At 67.4% G+C, this 13,184-nt stretch carries 9 protein-coding genes and 1 pseudogene; 6 read left to right on the forward strand and 4 right to left on the reverse strand.

What is annotated here, in order from left to right; all coding sequences use genetic code 11:
- Positions 1-69: 69 nt before the first annotated feature.
- Complete coding sequence (locus C0012_RS08375; RefSeq protein WP_162621840.1) at positions 70-1,173, forward strand: PIN domain-containing protein; 1,104 nt, start codon at positions 70-72, stop codon at positions 1,171-1,173.
- A gap of 304 nt (positions 1,174-1,477) precedes the next feature.
- On the opposite strand, the pseudogene C0012_RS08380 reads toward C0012_RS08375, so the two are convergent.
- Positions 1,478-2,658, reverse strand: a pseudogene (locus tag C0012_RS08380) (IS3 family transposase).
- 269 nt (positions 2,659-2,927) lie between these two features.
- Between C0012_RS08380 and C0012_RS08385 the strand changes: the two are divergent.
- Positions 2,928-3,272 carry an ArsR/SmtB family transcription factor gene (locus C0012_RS08385; RefSeq protein WP_110589058.1) on the forward strand — a complete coding sequence of 115 codons (345 nt, stop codon included), beginning with the start codon at positions 2,928-2,930 and terminating at the stop codon, positions 3,270-3,272.
- Between the two features lie 2 nt (positions 3,273-3,274).
- Positions 3,275-4,246 carry an SRPBCC family protein gene (locus tag C0012_RS08390; RefSeq protein WP_110589057.1) on the forward strand — a complete coding sequence of 324 codons (972 nt, stop codon included), beginning with the start codon at positions 3,275-3,277 and terminating at the stop codon, positions 4,244-4,246.
- A gap of 50 nt (positions 4,247-4,296) precedes the next feature.
- Here the strand turns inward: C0012_RS08390 and ggpS are convergent, their stop codons facing one another.
- The 3 genes from ggpS to C0012_RS08405 are packed head-to-tail and all read right to left on the reverse strand — an operon-like array spanning position 4,297 to position 7,801.
- Positions 4,297-5,883 (reverse strand): glucosylglycerol-phosphate synthase, encoded by a 1,587-nt coding sequence (ggpS, locus tag C0012_RS08395; protein ID WP_110589056.1) that lies wholly within the window; start codon positions 5,881-5,883, stop codon positions 4,297-4,299.
- The gene (locus tag C0012_RS08400) at positions 5,880-6,689 is read right to left on the reverse strand and encodes an HAD-IIB family hydrolase (protein WP_110589055.1); all 810 of its coding nucleotides are present in this window, start codon (positions 6,687-6,689) and stop codon (positions 5,880-5,882) included. The genes ggpS and C0012_RS08400 overlap by 4 nt, the downstream gene beginning before the upstream one ends.
- Entirely contained in the window at positions 6,686-7,801 is a 1,116-nt protein-coding gene (locus tag C0012_RS08405) for an NAD(P)H-dependent glycerol-3-phosphate dehydrogenase (RefSeq protein ID WP_110589405.1), read from the reverse strand. Before C0012_RS08405 ends, C0012_RS08400 begins: the two co-directional genes overlap by 4 nt.
- A gap of 265 nt (positions 7,802-8,066) precedes the next feature.
- Here C0012_RS08405 and ileS point away from each other — a divergent pair, with 265 nt between their 5' ends.
- The 3 genes from ileS to C0012_RS08420 are packed head-to-tail and all read left to right on the forward strand — an operon-like array spanning position 8,067 to position 13,135.
- Positions 8,067-11,381, forward strand: a complete 3,315-nt coding sequence (gene ileS, locus C0012_RS08410) for an isoleucine--tRNA ligase (protein ID WP_110589054.1) — start codon at positions 8,067-8,069, stop codon at positions 11,379-11,381.
- Positions 11,378-12,724, forward strand: a complete 1,347-nt coding sequence (locus tag C0012_RS08415) for a bifunctional folylpolyglutamate synthase/dihydrofolate synthase (RefSeq protein WP_110589053.1) — start codon at positions 11,378-11,380, stop codon at positions 12,722-12,724. Before ileS ends, C0012_RS08415 begins: the two co-directional genes overlap by 4 nt.
- Entirely contained in the window at positions 12,725-13,135 is a 411-nt protein-coding gene (locus tag C0012_RS08420) for a DUF4233 domain-containing protein (protein ID WP_110589052.1), read from the forward strand.
- The last annotated feature ends 49 nt before the right edge of the window (positions 13,136-13,184 follow it).

The raw sequence follows: 13,184 nt of genomic DNA on the forward strand, positions 1-13,184 counted from the left end.
GACGGGCCCCCGGGCTGGCGAACGGTAGGACGCTGACGGACGGCCTAGTTTCAGGGCATAATGGTGCGCATGCTCGTCGTTGTGCTCGATACCAACGCCGTCCACAGCGACCCGTGGCTGGCTAGTCCGCCAGGCAAGAAGCTCCTGGACCTGGCCGCGAGCGGATCCTGCGTGGTCGTGTACCCGCAGGTGGTGATCGACGAGTTGCTTCGACAACGCCGAGAGGCGGCCGATCGTGCTCACAGCGAGGCGGCCAAGGGGGTCGGCGACATGGCGAAGTCCGGCGTCGACGTCAGACAGACGATCGCTGACCTGGAGGCGAGCTTCGCCGGGATCGGCGCGGACCTGCTTTCGGCATTCGGGGCAGTGCTGAAACGCGACAACGTCACTGCCGAGCCTGTGCCAGATGTGGCCGCAACGGAAATCCTCAAGCGAGACCTTGCACGTCGGCGACCGTTCATTGAGATCGATTTCAAGCAGAAGCCCGCATCGGTGGGCTTCCGCGACACCCTGATCTGGGAGACGGTGCTCGCTATTCTGGCCCGGGACAACGAGCGGAAGATATTGTTCGTGACCGCGGACAAGGGGTTCCTGTCCGTGGATTCGAAGACGCTTCACCAACATCTGCTCGAGGATCTCGACGAACGTGGGATCGGACGCAATCGCGTCGGGAGTGTGAAGAACGTTCCGCATGCGATTGCCGAAGTCGAAGCAGCAGATCATGCTGCGCTGGTGACTGCGGCTACCGATGCCCTCTACGAACTCGCGGATCGGGAGATCTCACAGCAGATGGGCTACGGCGGCGACTACGACTATCCGGACTTTGTGAAGTTCGAAGTCCCCGCAATGGAGGGCGGCTCCATCAGCTATATCGATCAGACGACGGAGTTCGAGTTCGCCCGACAGCCCGGTTCAGTCGCCGTCACCGCCACAGCCGATGCGCTCATCTATATCGAGGGCCCCGTCTTCAAGGGAGACTGGTTCATCGACGGAGGCGAATCTATGAGCCTCTCGGGCGAGCTTAACGATCACTACTTCGAAGCAAGCAGCGAGATCGCGGTGCGGGTCGTCGTCGAGCTCGACACGAGCGGAGACAGCCCCCAAGCTCTCAGCATCCAGCTCGAGGATCTGCCCTCATCGTCCAGCGGGTCGGAGGAGACAGAGACGGCTTGAGGACGAGGAGGCGGAGCGTTCGGAGCCATTCGGATGGCGGTTCTCCCGTGCCACGTGCGGTTGAGAGCGGGAAATAGTACTGCTGATCGACCCCGGTGGTGATGAAGACGGCGGCACGGCGGATCGGCCGGACACTCCGCGGGCGCGTGCGCCCAGGGGCGGTGTGCTGGGCGGGTTGGCCGGCGCGGAAGATTTTGTGTCTGAGTGCCGAAAGGTAGGGCAATGTCGGAGCTTTCGACCACACTGATGTGAGTACAGGTGGAATACGACAGGGTCTGCTGAACGGATAGGTGACAGGGGTTAGTCAGACCGCGAGGGCCATGGACGGTCTCATCGTGGCCTCGAACTCGACCGGGGTCAACTTCCCCAGACGGGCCTGCCGCCTGCGCCGGTGGTAGGTGCGTTCGATCCAAGTCACGATCGTGATGCGCAGTTCCTCACGCGTCGCCCAGGATCGCCGGTTGGGGACGTTCTTCTGTAGGAGACTGAAGAACGATTCCATCGCGGCGTTGTCGCCGGCCGCGCCGACTCTGCCCATCGACCCGACCAGGCTGTGACGGGCCAGCGCACGCACGGTCTTCCGAGCGCGAAATTGGCTTCCTCTGTCGCTGTGAACGACACAGCCAGCGACGTCACCGCGCAACGCGACTGCGTTGTCGATGGCGTTCACGACCAGGCGGGACTTCATCCTCGAATCGATCGAATAGCCGACGATCTTGCCGGAGAAGGCGTCCCTGATCGCGCAGAGGTAGAGCTTGCCCTCGCCGGTCTTGTGCTCGCTGATGTCCGTCAGCCACAGCCGGTTCGGCGTATCGGCGACGAACTCTCGTTGTACGAGATCGTCGTGCATGGGCGGACCAGGCCTCTTGCCCGCCCCGCGGGCCTTCTTCTTCCCGAACGCCGACCACCAGCCGTTTCGCGAGGTGATCTTCCATGCCGTCCGGTCCGACATCGCTTCCCCCGGCGTTGCGGGCTTCGTCGGCGAGGAATCGGTGCCCTAACTCGGGATCGTCCCGGTGGGCGTCGAACAGCGCGCTCGCGCGATACGCCTCGGTCAGTTCAGCCTCGGTGATTGGGCTCTTCAGCCAGCGGCAGTTCGGCTGGCGAGCGAGCTTCAGTACCCGGCACGTCACCGCGACGGGGATCCCGTCGACGGCGAGCTCCGTCACGAGCGGGTAGAGCCATTTCCCGGCAGATGCGCCTGGGACAGACACGCGGTCGCTCGGCGGAGGACCTCGTTCTCCTGCTCGAGGAGACGGATCCGCTTGTTCGCCTCCCGCAGCTGCTCGGTCTGCGCCGTGGTCGGCATCGCGGCGGTCGGATCCGTGTCGCCGCGGTCGATGCGAGCGCGTTGGAGCCACTTCTGCAGCGTCATGGGGTGAACGCGAAGTCCTTCGCGATCTGCTCGATCGTGACGCCGGACTCACGGTTCTCTGCGACGCGCACGTCGTCGTCGCGGAACTCCTGAGGGTAGGGAGCGGGCATGGTGTCATCCTTCCGGGCACGCCCTCCGGGCACGCCATCTCAGATGTCACCTACTCGTTCAGCAGACCCCCAGAGCCCAATCGCTCCTGCATCTGCCGCTGATGTTCCTCCCGCGAGAGGCGCAACTTCCGTAAGGCGTCGGCGTTTCGTGACACACGGTGGCACCTCATCAGAGCTTTGTGTCATCCAAAGGCCGGTTGTGTCACCGGGACGCGTCCCGACAGGAGAGGCCTTGTGCGCGGACGCCCATCGCGCTAACGTGCAACCAAATGGTTGTAGATAGTGAGTTGAGCGACGCCGAGGTGGACCGAGTCTTCCGTGCCTTGGCTGATGCGACGCGCCGTGACATCGTGCGACGCGTCCTGACAGAGGAAGCCGCCGTGAGTGAGCTCGCGGCGGCGTACGACATGTCCTTCGCGGCCGTGCAGAAGCACGTCGCGGTTCTCGAGGAAGCGGGACTCGTGTCGAAGCACCCGAGAGGCAGGCAGCGGATCGTGCGGGGAGACCCGGATCGGATTCGCCGCGCCCGACGGCTCCTCGCAGCCTACGAGGACATCTGGAGGGCGCGGATCTCGCGACTCGACGCCCTCCTGGACGAACCGAAAGGACCCTGACGATGCCCATCACATCCGTCGACACCGATCACGACGCCCTCACCCTGTCGTTCGTCGCCGACTTCGCGGCGAGCAGACAGCGCCTCTGGGACGCCTACGCCGACCCGCGCCTCATCGAGCAGTTCTGGGGTCCGGAAGAGTATCCGGCCACGTTCACGCGCCACGATATGTTCGCGGGCGGGCAGAGCCGATACTTCATGACCGGGCCCGGCGGCGACATCGCGGCCGGATTCTGGGAATTCCTGTCTGTCGACGCGCCGAACTCGTTCGAGGTGCTCAACGGCTTCGCGAGCGACGACGGCGAGCCGAATCGCGAGATGCCGACGATGCGCATGCGTTTCGCGTTCGAGGAGACGAGTGGCGGATCCCGCCTCACGGTCGTCACGCACTTCGCCTCCCTCGAGGAGCTCGAGCAGCTCGTCGAGATGGGGATGGTCGAGGGGACGACGTCGGCGATGGGGCAGATCGATGCCGTCCTCGCCGATCTGAGGACCTTCGCGGCGGACATCCCGACGCACGCGCAGAAGCTCTCGGATACCCAGATCCGCGTCTCGCGCGTGATCCGCGGATCCCTGGAGGACGTCTGGCGCGCGCATCACGAGCCCGATCTGCTGCGGAGCTGGATGCTCGGCCCCGACGGCTGGGAGATGACGGAGTGCGTGCCGCCGGCTGGCGCGGGCTCGTCGACCCGCTATCGCTGGGCCCCGAAGAAGGGGGAGCCGGGCGAGCCGTTCAGCATCATCGGCGACGTGCTCGAAGCAGACGCGCCGCGCCGTCTTGTGCACACCGAACAGATGGAGGGGCTGCCGGGAACGACGGTCAACGAGCTCACTCTGACGCCCGTGCCCGAGGGGACGCTGCTCGTCTACCTCATGACGTTCGAGAGCGCCGAGATTCGCGACCAGATCCTCGCCACCGGCATGACGGACGGCATGGAGGCGAGCTACGCGCGCCTCGAGGGAGTGCTGGCCTGATCGCAACCGGCGCGGACTCTCCCGGTGAGGGATCCGCGCCGGTTCCCGCGTCAGCCGATCGATGTGTCGGAGGCGGAGACGATCGGGATTTCGCTCGTGCGGTCGCTCGCCAGCGCGGCCGAGGGCGTGATCTCGGGCTTCTCGCCGCGGCGGAGGGCGCGGAACAGCTTCATGGTCGCGTCGGACCACGCGGTGATGTTCCAGCGTTTCGACGATCGCACCAGGTCGCGCATCCGCTCGCGTCGTCCCTCCTCGCTCATAGCGAGGGCCGCGTCGAGCGCGCGATCCATGTTCGCGAAGCTGAAGGGGTTGACGGGGATCTGCCCCTCGAGGAGCACCGCGCAGCCGGCGAACTCCGAGAGGATGAGGGCACCGGAGCCTTCATCGCCCTGCGCGATGCAGAACTCCGGTGCGACGAGGTTGAGACCGTCTGCCAGCGGCGTGATCGAGCAGATGTCGGCCGCCCGGTAGTAGGCGACGAGATCCTGCATCGGGATCGCGGTGGACACGAGAGAGACGGGCTGCCACTCGAAGGATCCGTGCGTGCCGTTGATGCGCCCCGTGAGCTCTTCGATGCGCTGCTGGATTTCGTCGTACGCCGCCATGCTGCGGTTCGCGCCGACCGAGACGAGCATGAGCCGGACCTTGCCCCGCAGCTCAGGGCGTCGCTGGAGAAGCCGCTCGAAGGTCTCGAGCTGCTCGATGTTGCCCTTGGTGTAGTCGGTGCGCGAGACCGACAGGATCATCGTCGCGTCTCCCACCCAGTCTCTGATCTCCTGCACCCGCTGCTCGAAGCCTTCGCGCTGGGTGAGCTCCTCGACGTATGTGTCGTTGACGCCGACGGGATTGGTCTCGATGTGGATGAGGTGCCCGTGATGCTCCATGAGCGTGGGCGTCCACCGCTCCGAGAGTGCATCGCCGCGCGGGGACATATCGGGGTCTGTCGGCTGATCGGCGATCGTGCGCGCCGACGTGATCGAGCGCGCGACCGACACGAAGCTCTGCGCGTATCGCGGGATGTGGAAGCCGATCGAGTCGGATTCGAGCAGCGAGCGGATGATCTCCTCGCGCCACGGCAGCACATTGAACATGCCCGACGCCGGGAACGGCGTGTGGTGGAAGAACGCGATCTTCACGCTCGGCTTGATCTCGCGGAGGAATCCGGGAACGAGCCAGAGGTTGTAGTCGTGGATCCACACGACGGCGTCGTCGCTCGCGGCCTCGGCGGCTGCCTCGGCGAACTTCCGATTGACGGCGCGGAACGTGTCCCAGTCGACGGGGTCGTAGTTGTAGCGCTCCTTGAAGCCGTGCAGGATCGGCCAGAACGCCTCTTTCGACGTGAGGTGGTAGAAGCTCGAGACCTCGTGCGCTGTCAGCGGCAGGCGGTTCACCGTGTACGAGCCGTAGGAGTCATCGATCTCGATGATCTGGTCGAACTGCGGATTCTGCGGGTCGTCGGTCTGCTTCCAGGCGACCCACGCGGCCGACTCCATCTTGCCCATCACCCCCTTGATGGTCGGGACGATGCCGTTGGGGCTCGCGTTCTCACGCAGCTCGACGGTGCCGTCGTCGAGGGTGACCTCTTCGTACGGCTGGCGGTGGTACACGACGACGAGGTCGCTCTTGTCGGCGGTCATGCCGTCACCTCCTCGGGGGGATCAGGGTGCAGGTCGAATGCGCGGATCGCCTCGGCGATTCCCGCAGCGCCCGGAAGCGCGCAGCGTCGCGCGTGCGGGAGATCGGCGGTCGCGTCGACGAGGGCCTGCTCGGCGCCGCCGACGACGGCCCCGTGCAGCCCGGTCTCAAACATCGACAGGTCGTTGAGCGTGTCGCCCGCGACGAGCACCCGTTCGTCCGGAACGCCCAGCTGATCGAGCAACCGTCGGAGCGACGGTCCCTTCGACACGCCGCCGGGGAGCACGTCGAGGTAGCAGCCGTGGGAGATGAGAACGTCGAGCCCCGCCTCCTCGAGGGGGCGCACGCTCGCAGGATCGTATGTCGCCTCGTCCCAGTGGTACGAGACCCGGTGCCGAAACGCCGTCTCCTGCTCGACGAGCCCGGGCGCATCGGCAAGGACGTCGCGGATCCAGTCGCCGCGATCCCGCCACGCGTCGCGGATGTGCTCCTCGAGCGCTTCGATCGGCGTGACGCGTCCGTCCGCGATTCCGGCGATCGTCGTTCCCACATCACCGACGACGTAGTCGGGCCAAGGGGCACGCACGCGGTCGCCGCGCCAGGCGTCTGCGCCGTCGCGGCAGAGGCTTTCGATGTACTCGGGATCCCGCCCCGTCACGAAGACGAGGCCGATCTCGTCGCGGCGTGCTTCGATCCAGTCGTAGAGGGCGGTGCGCTGCGCGGCGCTGCCGCCGAGGAAGGTGCCGTCGAGGTCGGTCGCGAGTACGAACCGCCACGACGCGTGGTCGTTCAGGGAATCGTGAGTCATCCGTTGAGGTCCTCGAATCGTTTGGTGACGGCCTCGATCGCGGGGTGGGCGATCTCGAGGTCGAGCGCGCGAGGCTCGGCGCGAATGGGGGCGGCCCAGTAGGTCGCGAACGCGTCGCCGATCGGCTCTCCGTCGGCGACGATCGCGCGCACCATCTCGCTGATCGGCATCGTGATCCCGAGCAATCGCGCGAGATCGGTGACGGTGATCGCGTTGTGCCGCCCCTCGACGACGACCGGCTTGCCGCCGAAGACCTCCTCGTCGCCGAGGCCCTGTCCGCGCTGGAAGCCGTACGAGAAGTTCCGGGACTGCCGAGACGAGCAGGTGAGCATGAGGTCGCCGAGCCCGCCGAGACCCGTGACGGTCTCGCGCGCGCCGCCGAGCTTGACGGCCAGCTCCTTCATCTCGTCGAGGCCGCGGGTGATGATCGCGGCGCGGGAGTTCTCGCCGAAGCCGGCGCCCTCGAGGATCCCGCACGCGATCGCGATGACGTTTTTCACGGCGCCGCCGACCTCGACGCCGGGCATGTCGTTCGACACATAGGGACGGAACGCGCCCGTCGCGAGTGAGATCGCCATGCGCGTCGCGGCGCGATCCCGCGGTGGCACCCGCACGCCGGAGGTGCAGGCGACAGTGACAGCCGTAGGGTGCCCGGCCGCCGTCTCGGTCGCGAATGTCGGGCCGGTGACCGTGCCGATCGCGCGCCCGGGCGCAGCTTCCGCGGCGACCTCGCTCATCAGGAGTCCGGTGTGCGCTTCGATGCCCTTTGCGCAGACGAAGATCGGTGCGCCCGGCGCCGCGACGTCCCCGATGCGCTGCGCCATGTCGCGCACGGTCGTCGACGGCGTCACGAGCAGGACCGCGTCGGCGCCGTCGAGCGCTCGCGCGAGATCGGTCGTCGGATGGATCCCGCGCGGCAACTCGATGCCTTCGAGATACCGGGTGTTGCCGCGGCCGGCGGCGATGTCGTCGGCGAGGGCCTCGTCGCGCAGCCACAGGCGCACATGACGCCCCGAACGCGCCGCGACCGAGGCGAGCGCCGTTCCCCACGCGCCGCCGCCGATCACCGCGATCTGTTCGTAGGGCTGGGGCGGGCGAGTGTCTGGGCGCATCGGGCCCACCATAGCGAAGCCATGCGACGCGGAGGTTTCGCGGGGTAGAATCGTGTACGCAACGGCATCGATCCGGATATCACCGGGGAGCTCGCGGAAGAACAGCTGCTCGCAGCCCAGTAGAACCGCGCGGGGCAGGCCCGTCACAGCCGCAGTGAGAGGGGCATCGTGCGCGATGCAACGCGGGGTGGTACCGCGGCCCGTTCCGAGAGATCGGCAGGGGGTCGTCCTCGCAGTTCGAACCGTCACGAGCTGCTGGAGTGAGATGACCTACCCGAAGAGCGCTTTCGGCCCCGCCGCCGACGCCGTCACGCCCTCGCCGCGCTTCCCCGAGATCGAGCAGGAGATTCTCGACTTCTGGACGCAGGACGACACGTTCCGCGCATCGATCGAGCAGCGCGAGGGCGCCGAGGAGTGGGTGTTCTACGACGGCCCGCCGTTCGCGAACGGCCTGCCGCACTACGGCCACCTGCTCACGGGCTACGCGAAGGATCTGTTCCCGCGCTTCCAGACGATGCTCGGTAAGAAGGTCGACCGCGTCTTCGGCTGGGACACGCACGGCCTGCCGGCAGAGCTCGAGGCGATGAAGCAGCTCGGCATCACCGAGAAGAGCGAGATCGAGCAGATGGGCGTCGACGCGTTCAACGCGAAGGCGCGCGAGTCGGTGCTCACCTACACGCGCGACTGGGAGGACTACGTCACCCGTCAGGCGCGGTGGGTCGACTTCGAACGCGGCTACAAGACGCTCGATCCGAGCTACATGGAGAGCGTTCTGTGGGCGTTCGCGCAGCTGTACGACAAGGGTCTCGCCTACGAGGGCTACCGGGTGCTGCCGTACTGCTGGCGCGACCAGACGCCGCTCAGCAACCACGAGCTGCGCATGGACGACGACGTCTACCAGGACCGTCAGGATCCCTCGGTGACGGTCACCTTCCCCTTCGAAGGAGAGAAGGCCGCCTCGCTCGGTCTCGACGGCGTCGCGGCCCTGGCGTGGACGACGACCCCGTGGACGCTCCCGACGAACCTGTCTCTCGCGGTCGGCCCCGACATCGAGTATGTCGTCGTCCCGGCGGGCCGCGACGGCGCGAAGGAAGGTGCGAACGGTGCGACGTTCCTCCTTGCGGGGGATCTGCTGCCCGGCTACGCGAAGGATCTCGGATACGCCGAGGCCGCCGATGCGCAGGCCGCCGTGACGAAGCGGATCCGCGGCGCCGAGCTCGCGGGGGTGCGGTTCGCGCCCCTGTTCGACTACTTCGCCGACACCGAGACGTGGGGCACCGAGAACGCCTGGCAGATCCTCGTCGACGACTATGTCACGACGAGCGACGGCACGGGTGTCGTGCACCAGGCCCCGGCCTACGGTGAGGATGACAAGCGACTCAACGACGCGGCGGGCATCCCGACGATCGTCTCGGTCGGCGACGACGGCCGGTTCCTCGACTCCGTGCCCGATTTCGCCGGCGAGCTCTGGCTCGACGCGAATATGGACATCGTGCGCCGTCTGCGCGGTGACGGTCGCCTGCTGCGCCTGCAGTCGTACGTGCACAGCTATCCGCACTGCTGGCGTTGCCGCAACCCCCTGATCTACAAGGCGGTTTCGAGCTGGTTCATCCGCGTGACGGAGGTCAAGGACCGCCTCGTCGAACTCAACGACGAGATCACGTGGGCTCCCGAGAACGTCAAGCATGGCCAGTTCGGGAAGTGGCTGGAGGGCGCACGCGACTGGTCGATCAGTCGCAATCGCTTCTGGGGATCGCCGATCCCGGTGTGGAAGTCGGACGATCCGAACCACCCCCGTGTCGACGTGTACGGCTCGCTTGAGGAGATCGAGCGCGACTTCGGCAGGCTCCCGCGGAACGAGCAGGGCGAGGTCGACATGCATCGCCCGTACATCGACGAACTCACCCGGCCGAACCCCGACGACCCGACCGGGCGCAGCACGATGCGGCGCATCGAGGACGTCTTCGACGTGTGGTTCGACTCCGGGTCGATGCCCTTCGCGCAGGTGCACTACCCGTTCGAGAACAAGGACTGGTTCGACTCGCACGCGCCCGCCGACTTCATCGTCGAGTACATCGGCCAGACGCGCGGCTGGTTCTACGTCATGCACGTGCTCTCGGGGGCGCTGTTCGACCGCCCCGCGTACACCGGTGTGTCGTGCCACGGAATCGTGCTCGGCAGCGACGGCCAGAAGATGTCGAAGTCGCTGCGCAACTACCCCGACGTCAACGAGGTGTTCGACCGCGACGGTTCCGACGCCATGCGCTGGTTCCTGATGTCGTCGAGCGTGCTGCGTGGCGGCAACCTCTCGGTGACAGAAGAGGGGATCCGTCAGGGCGTGCGCGAGTTCCTGCTTCCGCTGTGGAACTCGTGGTACTTCTTCTCGACCTATGCGAATGCGGCGGGCGGGCCGGAGGGATCCGGCTACGAGGCCGAGCGACGCACGGACTCGACGGACGTCCTCGACCGCTACATCCTTGCGCTGACGGGTGAGCTCATCGACTCCGTGAAGGCGGATCTCGAGCGGCTCGACTCGACGACGGCATCGGCGCGCCTGCGCGACTTCGCCGAAGTGCTCACGAACTGGTACATCCGTCGCTCGCGAGACCGCTTCTGGGAGGGGGTGACGGAGGCCCCCGAGAGCCGGCAGGCGTTCGACACGCTCTTCACGGTGCTCGAGACGCTCTGCCGCATCGCGGCGCCGATGATCCCGCTCGTCGCGGAGCGCGTCTGGCAGGGCCTCACCGGTGAACGCAGCGTGCACCTGACCGACTGGCCGGATGCGGCAGAGTTTCCCTCGGCGACCGATCTCCGGGAGGCGATGGATGCCGTTCGCGAGGCGTCCAGCGTGGCGAACGCTCTGCGCAAGAAGGAGAAGCTGCGCGTGCGCCTGCCGCTCGCGAAGCTCACCGTCGTTGCCCGCGGATCGGAGGGGCTGCGCCGTTTCGAGGACATTCTGCGCGACGAGCTCAACGTCAAGGTCGTCGAGCTCGATGAGCTGCGCGAGTCCACCGCCGAGCAGTACGGCATCTCGCACCGACTCACCGTCAACGCTCGGGCGATCGGGCCGCGACTGGGGAAGCAGGTGCAGCAGGTGATCAAGGCGTCGAAGTCGGGCGACTGGAGCGAGTCGGACGGCGTCGTGACGGCGGGCGGCATCGCGCTCGAGCCGGGCGAGTACGAGCTGGCTCTCGACACATCCGGCCGCCCCGCCGGTGAGGCGATCGCGACGTTGCCCGGCGGCGGCTTCGTGATCCTCGACACGACGACCACGCCCGAGCTCGAGGCGGAGGGCCTGGCGCGCGACCTGATCCGCGCCGTGCAGGACACCCGCAAGAGCGCCGGCTTCGAGGTGAGCGACAGGATCCGCCTGCAGCTCATGTTTGCCTTCGCCGATGATCGCGCCGCTGTTGAGCGCGCATGGCATGCCGCCGACGTCGCGGGGGAGACGCTCTCTGTCGAATACGAGATCGATGAGGGCACCGCGGGAGCCGAGTTCGAGCAGACGATCCCCGCCGGGAAGTACGCCAACGCGGGCGATGTGACGATCGCGGTCGCCCGGATCGGAGCAGTGCAGTGACCGACACAGACGTTCAGCGTGCCGACGCGGTCTACGAGAAGCTCCTCGCGCGAGCGGGCGAAGCGTGGGTCGAGCCGCGGCTCGAGCGGACGGCACGTCTGCTCACGTACCTTGACGATCCGCAGCGCACGTATCGCGTCGTGCACGTCACAGGGACGAACGGCAAGACGTCGACGGCGCGCATCATCGAGTCGCTCATCCGTGCGCACGGCCTGCGCACGGGCCTCTTCACGAGCCCGCATCTCGTCCGTTTCACGGAGCGGATCCTCATCGACGGTGAGCCCATCGCCGATGATGCCGTCGCCGACGCATGGGACGACATCGAGTCGTTCGTGCCCCTCGTCGACGCGGAGCTCGAAGCCGACGGCCAGAATCCGCTCACGTTCTTCGAGCTGCTGACCGTGCTCGCGTTCGTCGCGTGCGCAGACGCCCCCGTCGACGTCCTGGTGCTCGAGGTCGGCATGGGCGGCGCCTGGGACGCCACGAACACGGCCGACGGCGACGTCGCGGTCATCGCGCCGATCGACATCGACCACGCGGACCGTCTCGGGAACACGCGCGAGGAGATCGCGGAGGTGAAAGCCGGGATCATCAAGCCCGGCGCGGACGTCGTCTCGGCGCGCCAGGATCCTTCTGTCGCGGCCGTCCTCCGTCGCGTCGCCGCGGAGAAGGGCGCGACGATCGCGTTCGAGGGCGATGAGTTCGCACTCACGGACGACGCCCTCGCGGTCGGTGGTCAGCTCGTCACGATCCGCGGACTCGCGGGGGAGTACGACGAGGAGTACCTGCCGCTCTACGGGCGCCACCAGGGCGCCAACGCGGCGCTCGCCCTCGCGGCGGTCGAAGCCCTCATCGGGGGCGGCGAGCAGAAGATCGCCGCCGATGTGCGCACGCAGGGCTTCGCCGAGGTCGCTTCGCCCGGGCGCCTGCAGCTCGTCGGCACCGAGCCGACCGTGATCGTCGATGCGGCGCACAATCCGCATGGCGCGCGGGCGCTCGTCAGCGCGCTGCAGGAGGCGTTCGATTTCGAGGAGTGGGGCGTCGTGCTCGGCGTCATGGCAGACAAGGACATCCCGGGGCTCATCGAGGCGCTGTCTCCCGTCACGACGCACCTGTTCGCGACGCAGTCCGGCTCGGACCGTTCGGCATCGGCCGATGAGGTCGCAGACGCCGCCGAAGAGCTGGGCATGCGCCCGACCGTGCACGCCGACATCGCCGACGCGACCGACGCGGCGCGCGAGTGGGCGGCATCGGGGGAGAAGCGCGGCGTCGTCGTCGCCGGATCCATCGTGCTCGGCGGCGAGGCGATCGCCCTCGCCCGCGTCGACGGCTGGAAGTCGTAGATGACGAACGCCGAGTCGCGTCCGCGCCGCTACCGCACGCTGCCCGAGAAGGTCGGATCCGTCGTCCTCGCCTTCGAGGCGATCGTCGTGTTCCTCGCGGGACTCGTTCTCTATGGGCTGCGCGCGCTGCCCGAGGGGGTGCCCCCGTGGTGGGGCATCGTCGCGGGAGCCGTGATGTTCGTCGCCCTTCTCGTCGTCAGCGGCGCGCTCCGCTGGCGGTGGGCGCGCGTCGCGGGATGGGTCCTGCAGGGCGTGATCGCCCTCGGAGCCCTCCTCGTCCCGTCGATCCTCCTGATCACGATCATCTTCGGCGGGCTCTGGGCCTACGCGATGATCGGCGGCGCGAAGATCGAGCGGCGCGTGCAGGAGCAGCGCCGCGCCGCGGAGGGCGACCTCTCAGACACGCCGTAGCGTCCCCGCGATAGGTTCGGTGCGTCCCCTCCCCGACACAGGAAGGCTT

This window comes from Microbacterium suaedae (assembly GCF_003254645.1).
Lineage (GTDB): Bacteria > Actinomycetota > Actinomycetes > Actinomycetales > Microbacteriaceae > Microbacterium > Microbacterium suaedae.

What these genes read in the sequence shown, in the direction of transcription:
- C0012_RS08420 (WP_110589052.1), top strand. Translation starts at nt 12,725, where the DNA reads ATGACGAACGCCGAGTCGCGTCCGCGCCGCTACCGCACGCTGCCCGAG.
- C0012_RS08400 (WP_110589055.1), bottom strand. Translation starts at nt 6,689, where the DNA reads ATGACTCACGATTCCCTGAACGACCACGCGTCGTGGCGGTTCGTACTC.
- C0012_RS08390 (WP_110589057.1), top strand. Translation starts at nt 3,275, where the DNA reads ATGCCCATCACATCCGTCGACACCGATCACGACGCCCTCACCCTGTCG.
- C0012_RS08375 (WP_162621840.1), top strand. Translation starts at nt 70, where the DNA reads ATGCTCGTCGTTGTGCTCGATACCAACGCCGTCCACAGCGACCCGTGG.
- C0012_RS08385 (WP_110589058.1), top strand. Translation starts at nt 2,928, where the DNA reads ATGGTTGTAGATAGTGAGTTGAGCGACGCCGAGGTGGACCGAGTCTTC.
- C0012_RS08405 (WP_110589405.1), bottom strand. Translation starts at nt 7,801, where the DNA reads ATGCGCCCAGACACTCGCCCGCCCCAGCCCTACGAACAGATCGCGGTG.
- ileS (WP_110589054.1), top strand. Translation starts at nt 8,067, where the DNA reads ATGACCTACCCGAAGAGCGCTTTCGGCCCCGCCGCCGACGCCGTCACG.
- ggpS (WP_110589056.1), bottom strand. Translation starts at nt 5,883, where the DNA reads ATGACCGCCGACAAGAGCGACCTCGTCGTCGTGTACCACCGCCAGCCG.